15 protein-coding genes and 1 tRNA gene are annotated in these 14,689 nt (G+C 67.7%); 10 read left to right on the top strand and 6 right to left on the bottom strand.

Annotation, left to right across the window (positions count from 1 at the left end; all coding sequences use genetic code 11):
* The first annotated feature begins 60 nt into the window (after positions 1–60).
* On the top strand, positions 61–270 hold the full coding sequence (locus O5K39_RS04930; RefSeq protein ID WP_271146171.1) for a hypothetical protein: 210 nt from the start codon (positions 61–63) through the stop codon (positions 268–270).
* Positions 271–279: 9 nt separating this feature from the next.
* On the opposite strand, the gene O5K39_RS04925 is transcribed toward O5K39_RS04930, so the two are convergent.
* On the bottom strand, positions 280–1,137 hold the full coding sequence (locus O5K39_RS04925; RefSeq protein WP_271146170.1) for an aspartate/glutamate racemase family protein: 858 nt from the start codon (positions 1,135–1,137) through the stop codon (positions 280–282).
* A 205-nt stretch (positions 1,138–1,342) separates the two neighbouring features.
* On the opposite strand from O5K39_RS04925, the gene O5K39_RS04920 reads away from it, so the two are divergent.
* A tRNA-Val gene (locus O5K39_RS04920) sits at positions 1,343–1,417 on the top strand.
* 52 nt (positions 1,418–1,469) lie between these two features.
* Here the strand turns inward: O5K39_RS04920 and O5K39_RS04915 are convergent.
* Together O5K39_RS04915 and O5K39_RS04910 are read right to left on the bottom strand one after the other, a co-directional pair.
* Positions 1,470–2,087 (bottom strand): DUF6655 family protein, encoded by a 618-nt coding sequence (locus O5K39_RS04915; protein ID WP_271146169.1) that lies wholly within the window; start codon positions 2,085–2,087, stop codon positions 1,470–1,472.
* A complete protein-coding gene (locus O5K39_RS04910; protein ID WP_271146168.1) occupies positions 2,087–2,527 on the bottom strand; it encodes a VOC family protein in 441 nt (146 codons plus the stop codon). Before O5K39_RS04910 ends, O5K39_RS04915 begins: the two co-directional genes overlap by 1 nt.
* Before the next feature lie 206 nt (positions 2,528–2,733).
* On the opposite strand from O5K39_RS04910, the gene O5K39_RS04905 reads away from it, so the two are divergent.
* Positions 2,734–4,722, top strand: coding sequence for a hypothetical protein (locus O5K39_RS04905; protein WP_271146167.1), 1,989 nt, complete (start codon positions 2,734–2,736; stop codon positions 4,720–4,722).
* A 4-nt stretch (positions 4,723–4,726) separates the two neighbouring features.
* Here the strand turns inward: O5K39_RS04905 and nth are convergent, their stop codons facing one another.
* Positions 4,727–5,416, bottom strand: coding sequence for an endonuclease III (gene nth, locus O5K39_RS04900; RefSeq protein ID WP_271147227.1), 690 nt, complete (start codon positions 5,414–5,416; stop codon positions 4,727–4,729).
* A 65-nt stretch (positions 5,417–5,481) separates the two neighbouring features.
* Positions 5,482–6,807: an NAD(P)/FAD-dependent oxidoreductase gene (locus O5K39_RS04895; RefSeq protein WP_271146166.1), complete on the bottom strand. Its 1,326-nt coding sequence runs from the start codon at positions 6,805–6,807 to the stop codon at positions 5,482–5,484.
* Between the two features lie 147 nt (positions 6,808–6,954).
* Between O5K39_RS04895 and O5K39_RS04890 the strand changes: the two genes are divergently transcribed.
* The 5 genes from O5K39_RS04890 to O5K39_RS04870 all read left to right on the top strand — a co-directional run bounded on the left by O5K39_RS04890 (position 6,955) and on the right by O5K39_RS04870 (position 11,700).
* On the top strand, positions 6,955–8,070 hold the full coding sequence (locus O5K39_RS04890; protein WP_271146165.1) for an HlyD family secretion protein: 1,116 nt from the start codon (positions 6,955–6,957) through the stop codon (positions 8,068–8,070).
* A 71-nt stretch (positions 8,071–8,141) separates the two neighbouring features.
* On the top strand, positions 8,142–9,674 hold the full coding sequence (locus O5K39_RS04885) for a DHA2 family efflux MFS transporter permease subunit (RefSeq protein ID WP_271147226.1): 1,533 nt from the start codon (positions 8,142–8,144) through the stop codon (positions 9,672–9,674).
* Between the two features lie 51 nt (positions 9,675–9,725).
* Positions 9,726–10,319, top strand: coding sequence for a TetR/AcrR family transcriptional regulator (locus O5K39_RS04880; protein ID WP_271146164.1), 594 nt, complete (start codon positions 9,726–9,728; stop codon positions 10,317–10,319).
* Positions 10,320–10,392: 73 nt separating this feature from the next.
* Positions 10,393–11,163 carry a creatininase family protein gene (locus O5K39_RS04875; RefSeq protein WP_271146163.1) on the top strand — a complete coding sequence of 257 codons (771 nt, stop codon included), beginning with the start codon at positions 10,393–10,395 and terminating at the stop codon, positions 11,161–11,163.
* A 24-nt stretch (positions 11,164–11,187) separates the two neighbouring features.
* Entirely contained in the window at positions 11,188–11,700 is a 513-nt protein-coding gene (locus tag O5K39_RS04870; RefSeq protein ID WP_271146162.1) for a phasin family protein, read from the top strand.
* Between the two features lie 33 nt (positions 11,701–11,733).
* Here O5K39_RS04870 and purH read toward each other — a convergent pair whose 3' ends face one another.
* Entirely contained in the window at positions 11,734–13,338 is a 1,605-nt protein-coding gene (purH, locus tag O5K39_RS04865; protein ID WP_271146161.1) for a bifunctional phosphoribosylaminoimidazolecarboxamide formyltransferase/IMP cyclohydrolase, read from the bottom strand.
* Positions 13,339–13,458: 120 nt separating this feature from the next.
* Between purH and O5K39_RS04860 the strand changes: the two genes are divergently transcribed.
* Together O5K39_RS04860 and O5K39_RS04855 are read left to right on the top strand one after the other, a co-directional pair.
* Positions 13,459–14,013, top strand: coding sequence for a NifU family protein (locus O5K39_RS04860; RefSeq protein ID WP_271146160.1), 555 nt, complete (start codon positions 13,459–13,461; stop codon positions 14,011–14,013).
* Between the two features lie 69 nt (positions 14,014–14,082).
* Positions 14,083–14,682 carry a helix-turn-helix transcriptional regulator gene (locus O5K39_RS04855; protein WP_271146159.1) on the top strand — a complete coding sequence of 200 codons (600 nt, stop codon included), beginning with the start codon at positions 14,083–14,085 and terminating at the stop codon, positions 14,680–14,682.
* Positions 14,683–14,689: the final 7 nt, after the last annotated feature.

The following is a 14,689-nucleotide window of genomic DNA, read 5'->3' as shown; positions in this document are numbered from 1 at the left end:
GCATCGCGAACGACGACGGTGCTGTGGTCGCTCTCACCGTCCTTCTGCGCAGGAGCCGCCATGTCCGTTCTCGACCACCCCGAAGGCGAAGGCGTCTGGACCCTGCTTCAGGGCCATATCAAACACGCGATGTGGCAGCAGGACGAGACCGATGCGGCCGGCGGCGTCATCAGCCGGTTCTGGATCGTCAACCCGCCCGAGGAACTGGTCTACGAGACGTTCGACGAGGCCGAGGCCATGTTCGAGACCCTGGCCCAGGACCAGGACTGAGCCAGCACGTCAGATCGCCTCGAAGGCCAGGGGCGCGCCCCAGAACTGGTTGACCATGTCCGACTGCGGCCCGGCCGTGCCGCTGGTCAGGAAGGACCGCCGGCCGGATGACCCCAGGTCATACTCGGGATGACGGGCGAAATAGCGCTCCAGCGCATCCGCCACCGCCGTCGGCTGATGGATCAGGGGCGTACCGGGCGGAAGCGCCCCTGCGAACAGGTCCGCCACGATCTCATAGTGGGTGCAGCCCAGGATGGCCGTGTCGGGATGGCGACCGATGCGACGGCGCAGGGCGTCGACATGCTCGTCCACGACGACCTTCAACTCCTCGGTGGTGGCGCCCAGCTCGATCAAGCCCGCCAGCCCCGGACAGGGCTCGGAAAAGACCGCCAGGTCCTCGCGTCGCTTGTCGATCTCGATCTCATAGACCCGGCTGATCGCCGTCGCGGCCGTCGAGAACACGCCGGTGATGTCGATGGCCTCGACCTTGTCGTCGCGCGCCGTCAGGTCGGCCTCATAGGTCCACGGCAGGCCGGTCGCCGCCTCGATGGTCGGCACGATGATGCCCAGCACATTGACCGGCCGCCCGTAGCGCGCCTTCTGCTCGGGGATCCAGGTCTGTTGAAGCCGACGAAGGGCCACAGCCGAGGCCGTGTTGCAGGCCAGGACGACCAGGCTGGCCCCGGCATCGAACAGGGTCTCGCACCCGCCGCGGGTCAGATCGACGATCTGCTCGCCGGTCTTGCCGCCGATCGGCGCATTGGCCTGGTCAGCGAAGTAGATGAAGTCCCGATCAGGGAACCGGTTGACCAGTTCACGGTGGACCGTCAGTCCGCCGACGCCGGAATCGAAGACACCTATCGCCATGCTCGCGCCTTTAGCCGCAGGCGGCCCGGCCGTCCATGACAATGAAAACGGCTCCGCTAACGGCTGCGCTTCCGCGCCGTCGGGTTGGTGCCCGTACGGGGGAATCAGTTGTTCGAAGGGCCTTGCGATCCGATGGGCCGGTGGGCTATAGACCGCTCCTTCCCGTTCCGGACCCCGCTCGCGGTCAGCCCGGAACCGTCTTGGCGGATGCGTAGCTCAGCGGGAGAGCACCTCGTTGACATCGAGGGGGTCACAGGTTCAATCCCTGTCGCGTCCACCATTCCTTTCCTACATCCTCACCGCCGCCGGGCCATGTCAGGCCTCGTGACGGTTCAGAACTGGCGCCAGCTGTCGCCGGGGTCGCGCTCGCCGGGATCGACGGACTGCTGGCCCCAGGCGATCACCATCAGCACCTTGTGGCTGCGGATGCGGAACTGACCGATCATGGGGGCCACGGCACCCAGGGGTGCGCCAGTCCTAGCGTCGTAGACGAAGCCCGTGAACTCGGCGACGCCGACCCGGTCGCGGCGGCTGTAGAGCGACAGTTCGGGCAGGGAGACGACGTTGAAGGTCTCGTTGATCGGTACGGCCAGCGGCGGCAGGCCGACGACACGGCGCATCTGCTCCAGCGACAGGGCTCCGGCGCGCATCTCGAACACCACCTCGGCGTTCTCGCGCTTGTCGGCCAGGGCATAGCCGGCCTCCGACAGGGCATGCCGGACCGCGCTGACCGCATAGGGAGCGTTCTCGGAACGGAAATAGGCGTCGTCGACGAAGACCGACTTGCCGCGCGGCACCGGCAGGGTCAGCCCCTCGACCGCGCGGTCGGCGGCGCGGGCGATCAGCAGCTGTTCGGTCGCCGTGCGGCCCGGGTTGCTTTCGGTCGTCGAGGCACAGGCGGTGACGAGGCCGGCCATACCGGCCACAACGGCATAGACGGCGACCCTCATCACCATGCGCCCGTGTTCGGCATCGAGATCCAGGGCTCGACCGGTTCCAGCGCCTCGCCCTCCTGAAGCAGTTCGATGGAGATGCCGTCGGGCGAGCGGACGAAGGCCATATGCCCGTCGCGGGGCGGCCGGTTGATGACCACGCCGCCGTCCATCAACCGCTGGCAGGCCGCGTGGATGTCGTCGATCTTGTAGGCCAGGTGTCCGAAATTGCGGCCGCCGGCATAGACCTCCGGATCCCAGTTGTACGTCAACTCGACCTCGGGCGACCGCTCGGCCTGGCTGCGCGGCACATCGGCGTCGGCGGCCAGGAAGACCAAGGTGAACCGGCCCTTTTCGTTGTCGATCCGGCGGGTCTCGACCAGACCCAGCAGGTCGCGCCAGAAATGCAGGGCTGCGTCCAGGTCGGCCACCCGGACCATGGTGTGAAGGTATCGCATGTCTGTCCCCCGGTTACCGCACGGTGTCTTTGCGCCGTCATAGTCCGAAATCTGCGCTTTCTAAAGCGTCCGGCTTGGGCGTATTCATAACGCGGTTCAACGCCTTCGACGCTTCGCGTATCGGGCCGAGATCGCCGGTCAGGGGATCGGCGGACATCACGACGCCGCGCGGGGGAATGCGCGGCGGGGGGACAATCAGACACACCATGGGATCACTGACTCGTGCGAACGCGGCCCGCGCCGCGTCCAAGGGCGCGGCCGCGCCGAAGCCGAACACCACCAAGGGACAACAGTTGGGCGAGGTCAGCCTGGCCGAGAAGCTCAAGTACGAGTTCGACAAGTCGATGGCCGCCGGGCCGATCGCCCTGGTCGGCTGGCTGTCGCTGGTGACCTTCATCGTCATCCTGTTCGCCGCCACCCTGCTGGCCCTGACGCGACTGGGGCCCGACGGGGGGTTCAACTTCTTCGAGGCGGCGTGGCAGTCGCTGATGCGGACGATGGACGCCGGCACCATGGGCGGAGACTCAGGCTGGCCGTTCCGGTTCCTGACCCTTTTCGTGACGCTGATGGGGATCCTGGTCTTCTCCGCCCTGATTTCCATCATCTCAGCGGGCCTGGATTCGGCGCTGGAAGCCCTGCGCAAGGGGCGGTCGCGGGTGCTGGAGGCGGATCACACAGTGATCCTGAACTGGTCGCCGTCGATCTTCGACATCATCTCCGAGCTGGTCGTCGCCAACGAGAGCCGCAAGAAGCCGCGCATCGTCATCATGGCCAACAAGGACAAGGTCGAAATGGAGGACGAGATCGCCGACAAGGTGTCCGACCTCAAGAACACCCGCATCATCTGTCGTTCCGGTGATCCGACGGACCTGTTCGACCTGTCACTGATCAACGCCCAGACCTGCCGCTCGATCATCGTGGTGTCGCCCGAAGGCGCCGAGGACCCCGACAGCCAGGTCATCAAGACCGTCCTGGCCCTGACCAACGACCCCAAGCGCCGGGACGAACGCTACCGGATCGCGGCCGAACTGCGTGACGCCAAGAACGCCGAGGTCGCCCGCATCGTCGGGGGCGACGAGGTCCAGCTGGTGCTGGCCGACGACCTGATCGCCCGCATCGTGGTCCAGTCCAGCCGCCAGGCGGGGCTTTCGGCCGTCTATTCCGAACTGCTCGATTTCGACGGCTGTGAAATCTACACCACCGAACTCGAGGAGTTGGTCGGCGTCACCTACGGCGATGCCGTCATGGGCTACGAGGATTCGGCCCTGATCGGCCTGCGCTATGCGGACGGGCGGGTGAAGATGAACCCGCCGATGGATCAGGTCATCGTCGCGGGAACCCGCGCCATCATCATCGCCGAGGACGATGAGGCCATCAAACTGACGCCCATGCCCGACGACGCCGTCGAGCCCACGGCGATCAGGAAGCGCAAGGCCGTGCGGCGCACCGCCGAACGCACCCTGATCATCGGCTGGAACCGTCGCGGGCCGATGATTGCCCATGAGCTGTCGAAATACGTGAAGCCCGGCTCGGTCCTGACCGTCGCCGGCGACATTCCCGACTTCGAGGCCGAGATCCTGTCCATGCCGATGGGGTCGAAGAACATGAAGGTCGAGGCCCGCCGGATCGACACCAGCCACGCCGCGTCGCTGGAGGCGCTGGAGCCCCTGTCCTACGACTCAGTCATGGTGCTGGGCTATTCCGACCACATGGAGGCGCAGTCGGCGGATACGCGCACGCTGATCACCCTTCTGCACCTCAGGAAACTGTCCGAACGGCTCGGAGAGCACATCTCGGTGGTTTCGGAGATGATCGACATCAGGAACCGCGAGCTGGCCGAGGTCACCCGCGCCGACGACTTCGTGGTGTCCAACAAGCTGGTCAGCCTGATGCTGGCCCAGGCGTCGGAGAACGAATACCTGTCGGCGATCTTCGACGACCTGCTGGATGAGGACGGTTCGGAAATCTACATGCGGCCGGTCGGCGACTATGTGGACCTGGCCCTGCCGCTGAGCTTCTACACCATCGCGGCGGCGGCCCGTCAGCGGGGCGAGACCGCCATCGGCTATCGGCGCAAGCGCACGGACGGCGATGACGACGGCCGCAACATGGGCGGGGTGGTGGTCAATCCGTCCAAGTCCGAAATGCTGGAGTATCTGCCCGAGGACCGGGTGATCGTCCTGGCCGAGGACTGACGGATCAGGCCTTCGCCTCTCCCGCCGCCATCAGCCCGGCACGGGAGGGGCAGAGGTCGGAAATCAGGCAGCCGCCGCAGTTCGGCTTTCGCGCCGTGCATGTGTAGCGGCCGTGCAGGATCAGCCAGTGGTGGGCCTTGGGCAGGAAGGCCTCGGGCACGACCTTGAACAGCTGGGCCTCGACCTTGTCGGGCGTCGCGGCATTGGCCAGGCCCAGGCGGTGCGAGACGCGAAAGACGTGGGTGTCGACCGCAATAGCCGCCTCGATGCCCAGTTCATTCAGGACGACACTGGCGGTCTTGCGCCCCACGCCCGGCAGGGCCTGGAGCGCGTCGCGGGTCAGGGGAACCTCGCCGCCGTACTGTTCCATGACGATGCGGCTCAGGGCGATGACGTTGCGCGCCTTGCCGCGATAAAGGCCGATCGCGGCGATGAACGGGATTAGGCCCTCTTCGCCCAGGGCCAGCATCTTTCCCGGTGTTTCGGCGACCGCGAACAGCCGGTCGGTGGCCTTGTTGACCGAGACGTCCGTCGCCTGGGCCGACAGGGCGACGGCGACGACCAGGGTGTAGGGGCTGTGGAAGGTGAGCTCTGTCTTCGGTTCCGGCATGACCCGCGCCAGCCGCTCGAAGATCTGATCGACCCGGTCCTCGTCCGGCGGCCAGCCCCAAGTCGGAATGACCGCGCCGGTCATGACGGCCGGGCGTTTCACCGGCGCGGGCGCGGCTTTCCGGCCCCTGGCTTTCGGCTTGGGCGGCTTCATGCCTCGTCGTATCCGCCGGTCTCGCGCGGGTCGATGCCGAGCGAGACCAGGGCCTCGACGGCGGCGCGCTGCCCCTCCTCCCAAGCCCCGTGGGCGGTGCCATAGAAGGCTTCGGCGGTGGCTTCGCCGGCGATGAAGATGCGGTCCTCGACCGGTTGCTTGAGCCTGCGACGCGCGTCGGCCTGGCCGGGCAGGCAGTGGGAATAGGCGCCGCGCGACCAGTCCTCCGCCCCCCACATCGAGGTGGCTATAGGGGCGAGGCGTCGGCGGAAGCTGGAGCCCAGCAGGTTCGACAGTTCGGTCGCGGCGAAGTCGAAGAAGGAGGCCTCCCCCTCGCCTTCCAGCCCCCAGGCCAGGTCGCCACCGAAATAGCCCTCGATCATCGGACGTCCGAACGGCCTGAGATGATAGCCGCCGGTCTGGGCCGTGTCGGTACGTCCCCAGAGCTGGCTGTCGGCGGGAAAATCCTCAGGCGTCTCGACCGTCATGTGAAGCTTGGACGCCAGCCCGAGGGGTGCGCCCAGGGCCGCCTCGACCAGGGCCGGGACCGGCGGGTCGATGCGGATCGTCTCGGCACCGATCAGGCTGGTCGGCACGGTCAGGATCACGGCGCGGGCCAGCACCGTTCCGCGTGGCGTCACGATCCGCAAAGGCGCGCCGGAGCGGTCGATGCGGGTGACGGGACAATCCAGCACGACCGGGGCATCGCGGCCGAGGGCGGCGACCAGCCGGCCATAGCCCTCGCGCACCCGCCAGTTGACGCCGGTATCGCGGTAGGCGTCGTAGTCGAGGGTCGAGACCTGGGCGAACCTGGCCCCGTTCAGAGCACCCGAGATGGCGTCCATCCGGGCGTTCCAGCGGGCCTCGTCGCTGGCGGGCGGGGCGAAATGGTCCGAGGCGGGGCCGTCCTCGCCCCTTGCGGCCGCCTGGGTAATGCGGTCGTCGAACGCCTCGAAGGCAACGCCGAATGCCGATTGTTCTGCAGGGGTCAGGCCCAGGTTGAACGCCTGGCGGCGCCAGGGCGGCGGGGTTTCGTCGATGGTGAAGCCGGCGTCGCGGCCCAGTTCCGCGAGCGCATTCTCGTCGGCCGAATGGAGCCAGCCGCAGCCGAGGTCCAGCGCCATGACCTCGCTACCGCCGCGATGACGGGTCTGACGATGGTCGATCGTGTGAGCGCGGCCACCGATCCGGTCGCGGGCCTCCAGCACCACGACCGACAGTCCCGTTCCCGCCAACCGACGCGCGGCCCCCAGCCCTGCGGCACCGGCACCGATCACCACGATATCGGCGTTGAACGGCAAGGGCGCGGAGGAGGCGGTCACGAGGCTGGAATAGCCGGAAACACGACGTGTTCACGAGTCTTCTTCGCGGCGGATTGATTTTTAGACGATTGGGTCTATTTTTGCGGCTGTCCTCCCCGGGACCGTTCCTCCCCGAACGCCGCGCGTCCCGTCTGATCGAGTTGCCCCATGGCCGTCTCTCCTGCCCTCAAGAAGCGTCTGCCCCTGATCGCGGCGGGCGTGGTCGTCATTGTCCTGGTCATCGGCGGGTTCTTCTGGTGGCAGGGCAAGCAGCGGTGGGAGGCGACCGACAACGCCTTCGTCCAGGCCGACACCACCATCGTCAGCCCCCAGATCAACGGCTATGTCACCGAGGTCCTGGTCAGCGACAACCAGCGGGTCGAGCCCGGCCAGATCCTCGTCCGACTGGACGATTCCGACGCCCGCGCCCAGCTGGCCCAGGCCGAGGCCAACCTGGCCGCCCTGTTGTCCGCCGTAGACAACGTCGATGCTCGCGCCGCCCAGGAACAGGCCCTGATCGCCTCGCGCGCCGCCGGCGTGACCCAGGCCCAGGCCCAGGCCGGTCTGGCCCGCGCCCAGGTCGATCGCTACGGCAAGCTGGCGGAACAGGGCTGGGTTTCGCAGCAGCGCATCCAGACCGAACAGGCCGGCGCCACCTCGGCCGCTGCCACCGTGGCTCAGGCCCAGGCCGCCCTGGTCGCCGAACAGCGCACCGCCGCCGTGCTCGGCTCGACGCGGCAACAGTCGCTCGCCGCCGTCGAACAGGCCCGCGCCCAGGTCGAGGTCGCGCGCACCAACCTGGACCGCACCGTCATCCGCGCCGCCACGGCCGGGGTGGTCGGCGCGCGAGGCGTGCGCCCCGGCCAGTATGTGCGCACCGGCGGCCAGCTGCTGTCGATCGTGCCCCTGGGCGACGTCTATGTGGTCGCCAACTTCAAGGAAACCCAGTTGGGACGGCTTCGTCTGGGCCAGACCGTCGAGATCGGTGCCGACGCCTTTCCGGGCCAGCACATCACTGGCCGTATCGACAGCTTCGCCCCCGCGACGGGGTCCGAGTTCGCCCTGATCCCGGTCGAGAACGCCACCGGCAACTTCACCAAGATCACGCAGAGGGTGCCGGTCCGTATCGTCGTCGATCGCGCGGCGGGCGGAGCGGCCTTGCGGCCCGGCCTGTCGGTCGAGGTCAAGGTCGATCTCAAGAGCCCGGGCGGCGCCTCCTTCGCCGAGGCCGCCCTGGGCCAGACCCGGCTGGCCGACGCGACCGCATCTGGCGCGCACCAGTGACAGCCGCAGCGCCCCCCGCGGGCGGGGCGGCGACCACCGACGCCGTCGGTGCGCCTCCGGCCCAGCCGGCCATCAACTGGACCGTCCTGATCCTGGGCTTCGCCGGGATGGTCATTGGCCAGTTCATGGCCATCCTGGACATCCAGATCGTCGCTTCGTCCCTGCCCCAGATCCAGTCGGGCGTCGGGGCATCGGCTGACCAGATCAGCTGGATCCAAACCGCCTATCTGATCCCCGAGGTCGTGATGATCCCGCTGTCGGGCTATCTGTCGCGGCTGTGGGGCACCCAGAAGGTGTTCCTGATGAGCTGCGCCGGCTTCGTCATCATGAGCGTCGCCGTTGGCCTGTCGACCTCGGTCGAGGTCATGATCGTGTTCCGGGCTATTCAGGGCTTCGTCGGCGGGGCCATGATCCCGACCGTCTTCGCCGTGGCCTTCACGGCGTTCCCTCCCTCGAAGCGGGTCACGGCGAGCGTCTTCATCGGCCTGATCGTCACGCTCGCGCCTACCATCGGTCCGACGCTCGGGGGACATCTGACCGAGGCGTTGAGCTGGCACTGGCTGTTCTTCATCAATGTGCCTTTCGGCGTTCTGTCGTTCTTTCTGGTGTGGCGCTGGGGTAATTTCGACAAGGGTGATCCGAGCCTCTCCAAGGGCTTCGACTGGTGGGGTCTGGGCTTGATGGCCACCTTTCTGATGAGCCTGCAGTTCGTGCTGGAGGAAGGCTCCAAGAACGACTGGTTAGCCGACGATCTGATCCTGCTGCTGGCGACGGTGGCGGCCATTACCGGGCCGGCCTTCGTGTGGCGCTCGCTGGTCTACTGGAATCCGGTCGTCGAGCTGAGGGCGTTCAACAACAGGAATTTCCTCGTCGGCATCGTCATGACCTTCATCGTGGGCGCGGCGCTGTTCGGCGGCAGCTTTCTTTTGCCCCTGTTCCTGTCGCGGGTGCGTGACTATTCGCCGGCCGAGGTCGGCACGACCCTGGTGGTCTCGGGCCTGGCGATGTTCGCGACGGCACCGATCGCCGGCCGTCTGGTGCGCGTCCTCGATCTGCGGGTCCTGATGTTCGGCGGCTTCGTCATGGCCTCATGGGGGATGTGGGATGCCCATGCGGTGACCACCGACTGGGGCTTCTGGGAGTTCGCAAGCATCCAGGCCCTGCGCGGGTCCGGCATCATGATGGCCATGCTGGCGGCCCAGCAGGTCACCATGTCGACCATGCCGGTCCATATGGTGAAGAACGCCTCGGGGCTGGTGAACCTGTTCCGCAACGTCGGCGGGGCCTTCGGCCTGGCCTTCCTGAACACGTCGCTGACCACGAACACGGCAGCGCACATGGGCGAGCTGACCAGTGCCATCCCGGTGTCGGACACCCGGATGCAGGACATGCTGACGGCCATGGCGGAGCGGATGAGCGGCTCGATCGATCCGGACGGCGCGGCGCTGAAGGCCGTCTACGGCATACTGAACCGCCAGGCGACGACCCTGGCGTTCGGCGACGCCTTCGCCATCCTGGCCGTCGGCTGCGCCTTCGCAGCCGTCGTGACCCTGTTCGCCCAACCGGTGAAGCCGGGGTCGGTCACTGTCACGGACGCGCACTGATGTGTCGTGCTCATGATCGGGGCGCGACCCCGCACGGCTTGAGGCCCTGAGATGCCCCGCGTCGCCGGACAGATCGATCACAAGAAGCGCGAGGCCATCCTCGACGCCGCCCTGGCGCTGTTCTCGGAGCGCGGCGTCACCGTCTCGATGGAGGAGATCGCGCGCCGGGCGGGGGTGTCGAAACAGACCCTCTACAACCGCTTCGCCTCCAAGGTGGAGCTGGCGCGGGCCCTGGCCGGCCGGCGCGCGGATGACATCACGGCACCGCTGCGGACCGATGGAGCACCCGTAGCCATCCTGACCGCCCTGGCGCTTACCCTGCTGGAAAAGCTGTTGAGGACGGACCGGGGGGAGGGTCTACGCGGCGTCGCCCTGATGTCTCCTGCCGCGCCCGAGATTGCGCTGGCCATCTATGACGGCGGGCCTCGCGAATCGTTGCGCCGCCTGTCGGAATGGCTGGTCCTTCAGGACCGAAAGGGGGTGCTGACGATCCCCGATCCTGATTCGGCGGCAGAGATGTTCACCGGCATGGTGCTGGGGCATAGCCATCTCCGCGCGATGCTGGGCGTGCCCCACCCGCCGATCGCGCTTGAGGCGCGCGCAGCCGAAGCCGCCCGGCGCTTTGTCACAGCTTTCGCACCCTGATTACGGCTTCACCGTTCCGGCGAGCCGCAGGCCGGGCTAACCTGTAACGCCTCGGCCTGATTTCGGAGTTCCCATGCTGATCCATATGTCGTCCTGGCCCGAGATCGACGCGCGGCTGAACGCGGGTGCCCCCCTGTCGAAGACAGTGATCGTGCCGATCGGGTCCAACGAACAGCATGGGCCGACCGGCCTTCTCGGCACCGACTGGCTATGCCCGGAAATCATCGCCCATGCCGCCGAGGCGGGCGACGACAGCCTGACCGTCGCGCCGACCTTCAACATCGGCATGGCCCAGCACCACCTGGCCTTCGCCGGCACCATCTCCTATCGCCCCTCGACCTTCATGGCGGCGATCTCGGACTGGGTGGCGTCGCTGAGCCGGCACGGGTTCGAGCGGATCTATTTCCTGAACGGCCATGGCGGCAACGTCGCCACCATCGAGGCGACCTTCAGCGAGATCTATGCGGCCCATTCATTCCAAGGCGAGGACGCACCCTTCATCCTGAAGCTGCGCAACTGGTGGGACCTGCCCGGCGTCAACGGCCTGTGCAACTCGATCTTCCCGACCGGTCACGGCATGCATGCCACCCCATCCGAGATCGCCGTGACCCAGGCCGCCTATCCCGACCGGATCAAGACCGCCACCTATTCACCCCAGATCGCGCCGAACGGGCCGATCCGCTCCGCGCTCGACTATCGCGCCCGGTTCCCCGACGGCCGCATCGGTTCGGACCCCGGCCAGGCCTCGCCCGAGAAGGGCCAGAGGATCATCGACGCGGCTGTCCCTGCCCTGATCCGGGACGTCACCGGGTTCGCCGCCGAGACATCCCCGCTTGCGCCCTGAGTGAACGGGGTTCAGGAACGACGCATGACCGCAACCAGCCAGCTCGACCGTTTCCTGCGCGACACCCGCGCCGTGGGCAAGAATGCCTCCTCCGCGACCGCCACGGCGGTGGCCGGCGGCGAGATGATGAAGGCGGCCGGGGACGTCATCGCCGCCCGTCTCGAAATCCTGGCGACCGGTGTCGCCGACCCCCGCAAGACCGACCTCAAGGAAATCGCGCTGATGAGCTCGGAGAAGTCCGAGGCCATGGCCGAGTCGGCGGCGTCTCTGACCCGCAACCTGGAGGCCCTGTCCGAGCGCCTGTCGCACACGGCGGCCGACGAAATGGCCCGCGCGGGCAAAGCCGCCTCGGCCATGGCCACATCGGCCAGCCCCCAGGCCTTCGCCGCCGTCCAGTATGACTATGCGCTGGGCTGGTGGAGCCGTGCGGCGGCCCAGATGCTGACCCTCAACACCGAGATGCTGAAGGCCCAGTCCGAGGCCCTTAAGCCCATCCACCGCACCGCTGTCGCCAATGCGGCGCGCCTGAAGCGATAAACACGGCCGCTCCCCGCCCGGAGCGGGCTTTTCTCAGTGCCGGAAAACCCGCACGCCGGTGAAGGCCATGGCGATGCCCTGTTCGTCGGCCGCGGCGATGACCTCGGCGTCGCGCATGGAGCCACCCGGCTGGATCACCGAGGTGGCCCCGGCCGCGACGGCTTCCAGCAGACCGTCGGCGAAGGGGAAGAAGGCCTCGGACGCGCAGGCCGACCCTTGCGCGAGCGAGTGCGACAGGCCCTTGGCTTCACCGGCCTCGCGAGCGCGGATGGCGGCGATGCGGGCCGAGTCTCGGCGGTTCATCTGGCCCGCCCCGATACCCGCCGTCTGGCCGTCCTTGGCATAGACGATGGCGTTGGACTTGACGTGCTTGGCGATCGTGAAAGCGAACAGCATGTCCTCGATCTCCTGAGGCGTCGGCTGGCGGCGGGTGACGATCTTGAGGTCGGCGGGCGTGATCCGCGACCGGTCGCGCGACTGGACCAGGAAGCCACCGGCGACGCTGCGGAACACCTCGCCCGGACCGTGCGGATCGGGCAGGCCATCGGTGATCAGCAGGCGCAGGTTCTTCTTGGCCGCGAAGATGGCCTTGGCTTCCTCGTCGGCACCGGGGGCGATCACGACCTCTGTGAAGATGTCGGTGATGGCCCGGGCGTCAGCCGCATTCAGCGGACGGTTGACGGCGATCACCCCACCGAAGGCCGAAACCGCGTCGCACTCCAGAGCGCGGGCATAGGCCTCCGACAGGTCGCCCCCGACCGCGACGCCGCAAGGGTTGGCGTGTTTGACGATGACACAGGCCGGGGCCTCGAACTCGGCGACCAGCTCATAGGCGGCGTCGGCGTCGGCGATATTGTTGTAACCCAGCTCCTTGCCCTGGATCTGCTGGGCATGGGCGACGCCCGGCCGGGTCTCGCCGGTGCGGTAGAAGGCCCCGGTCTGATGCGGGTTCTCGCCGTAGCGCAGGGTCTGGGCCAGGGAGCCGGCGATGGATTTGCGGGCCGGGGCGGCGTCTTCCAGCTGTCCTGCGAACCAGCCAGACACGGCGGCGTCATAGGCGGCGGTACGGGCAAAGGCACGGGCGGCCAGCCGCTTGCGCAGCGCCAGAGAGGTCGAGCCGTCAGCCTTCAGAGCGGCGACGATCTCGCCGATCGAGTCCGCGTCGACGGCAACGGCGACATAGCCGTGGTTCTTGGAGCCCGAGCGGATCATGGCCGGGCCGCCGATGTCGATGTTCTCGATGACGGCGTCGAAACCGGCACCCGAAGCAACGGTGGACTCAAAAGGATAGAGATCGATCCAGACGATATCGATGGGCCCGATGCCGTGCTCATCCATGGCCGCCTTGTGCTCGGCCGCGTCGCGCACGCCCAGCAGGCCGCCGTGGACCACGGGATGCAGGGTCTTGACCCGGCCGTCCATCATCTCGGGAAAGCCGGTCAGGTCGGCGACGTCCTTCACCGGCAGGCCGAAACCGGCGATGGCGGCGCGCGTGCCTCCGGTCGAGACCAGTTCGACCCCGGCCTCGTGCATGGCGCGCGCCGCATCCTCCAGCCCCGCCTTGTCCGACAGGGAAATCAGGGCGCGGACGGGTTTGACGACATCGGGAGCGGGCGGAAAATCGGGGGCTGCGGGCATAGCGAGTCCTGGGGGGCGAATCCGGCGGGGAGGGGACGGGCGCGCCTCTAGCACCGATCGAGGTCTCGGGTCACCCCGCCCGCCCTTGCGATCCGCCGCGCGCAGGCGCATTTCCCGCCCATGTTCATCCAGACCGAACCCACGCCCAATCCGAACGTGCTCAAGTTCCTGCCGGGACGCGACGTCGCCCCCCACGGCGCGCGCGAGTTCCTGAACGTCGATCAGGCGACGGCCTCTCCTTTGGCCGAGGCCCTGTTCCAGCAGGAGGACGTCGCCGGCGTCTTCTTCGGCACGGATTATATCGCCGTGACCAAGGCCGGGCACGGCTTGGACTGGTCGGAGATGAAGGCGCCGATCCTGGCCGCCATCATGGACCACTACACGTCCGGCGCGCCCATGCTGCGCGATGCGCCCGAGGCTTCATCGGACAGCGAAGATTCCGAGGTCGTCGCCGAGATCAAGGCCCTGCTCGACAGCCGGGTCCGTCCGGCGGTGGCCCAGGATGGTGGCGACATCCTGTTCGATGCCTTCGACGAAGAGACCGGCGTGCTGACGCTGAAGATGCGCGGCGCCTGTTCCGGCTGCCCGTCCTCGGCCATGACGCTGAAGTCCGGCGTCGAGCAGATGATGAAACACTATGTGCCCGAGGTGACGCGGGTCGAGCAGGTGGTGTAGCCACGGCTGCCGTCCGAGCGCGATCCGCCGTTCCGTTTCACCTGAAACGCTTTTGTGTCACTGTGCGCCATGTCGCGGTTTGAGCAGGACGAGACGGTACGTGCCTTGGGAGAGGCGCTCGCGACCTTGCGGCGTGAACGCGGGCTGAGCCAGGCCGAGGCCGGAGCTGCGCTGGGCATGACCAGCCAGGGCTGGGGACTCTACGAAGCCGGCAAGCGCCCCGGTCTGTATCGTCCCGATGTCCAGCGTCGTCTGACCGGCGCGCTCGGCCTCTCGGTCGAGGATCTGGGAATGGCCGCCGCCCGCCTGACCGGCCCGGGGGCAGCCGCCGCACCCACAGGGGTCGCGAGCCCTGGCCGAGCGTTCAGCCCCCATCAGCCGACAGCGCCGCAACGGTCTCGCGAGCGACTGCAGCTGTCCAACGACGATCTCGCGCCCTGGGCCGCTTCAGGAGTGGAGCTGGAGTTCGATCCGGGTCGCTGGCCCCGTCGGGACCAGGGATGCGTGATCGACCTGTGCGATGGTCGCCGCCTGGTGCGGCTGTATGACCGCGCCGATGCGGATCGCCTGTATGTGCGTGGCGGTTCCGGAGGGCTCTCGACCCTCACCGAGCTTGAACGGACCGAGATCGAGAGAGTGGCGGCGGTTACCGCGAGATTTGATGAATGAAACGAAA

The organism is Brevundimonas sp. NIBR10, assembly GCF_027912515.1.
Taxonomy (GTDB): domain Bacteria; phylum Pseudomonadota; class Alphaproteobacteria; order Caulobacterales; family Caulobacteraceae; genus Brevundimonas.
The sequence above is the reverse complement of the archived record's forward strand: the minus strand, read 5'-3'. Positions and strand labels throughout refer to the sequence as shown.

Coding starts and splice junctions, on each gene's coding strand:
- O5K39_RS04930 (WP_271146171.1), top strand. CDS start 61: ATGTCCGTTCTCGACCACCCCGAAGGCGAAGGCGTCTGGACCCTGCTT.
- O5K39_RS04925 (WP_271146170.1), bottom strand. CDS start 1,137: ATGGCGATAGGTGTCTTCGATTCCGGCGTCGGCGGACTGACGGTCCAC.
- O5K39_RS04915 (WP_271146169.1), bottom strand. CDS start 2,087: ATGAGGGTCGCCGTCTATGCCGTTGTGGCCGGTATGGCCGGCCTCGTC.
- O5K39_RS04910 (WP_271146168.1), bottom strand. CDS start 2,527: ATGCGATACCTTCACACCATGGTCCGGGTGGCCGACCTGGACGCAGCC.
- O5K39_RS04905 (WP_271146167.1), top strand. CDS start 2,734: ATGGGATCACTGACTCGTGCGAACGCGGCCCGCGCCGCGTCCAAGGGC.
- nth (WP_271147227.1), bottom strand. CDS start 5,416: ATGACCGGCGCGGTCATTCCGACTTGGGGCTGGCCGCCGGACGAGGAC.
- O5K39_RS04890 (WP_271146165.1), top strand. CDS start 6,955: ATGGCCGTCTCTCCTGCCCTCAAGAAGCGTCTGCCCCTGATCGCGGCG.
- O5K39_RS04880 (WP_271146164.1), top strand. CDS start 9,726: ATGCCCCGCGTCGCCGGACAGATCGATCACAAGAAGCGCGAGGCCATC.
- O5K39_RS04875 (WP_271146163.1), top strand. CDS start 10,393: ATGCTGATCCATATGTCGTCCTGGCCCGAGATCGACGCGCGGCTGAAC.
- O5K39_RS04870 (WP_271146162.1), top strand. CDS start 11,188: ATGACCGCAACCAGCCAGCTCGACCGTTTCCTGCGCGACACCCGCGCC.
- purH (WP_271146161.1), bottom strand. CDS start 13,338: ATGCCCGCAGCCCCCGATTTTCCGCCCGCTCCCGATGTCGTCAAACCC.
- O5K39_RS04860 (WP_271146160.1), top strand. CDS start 13,459: ATGTTCATCCAGACCGAACCCACGCCCAATCCGAACGTGCTCAAGTTC.
- O5K39_RS04855 (WP_271146159.1), top strand. CDS start 14,083: ATGTCGCGGTTTGAGCAGGACGAGACGGTACGTGCCTTGGGAGAGGCG.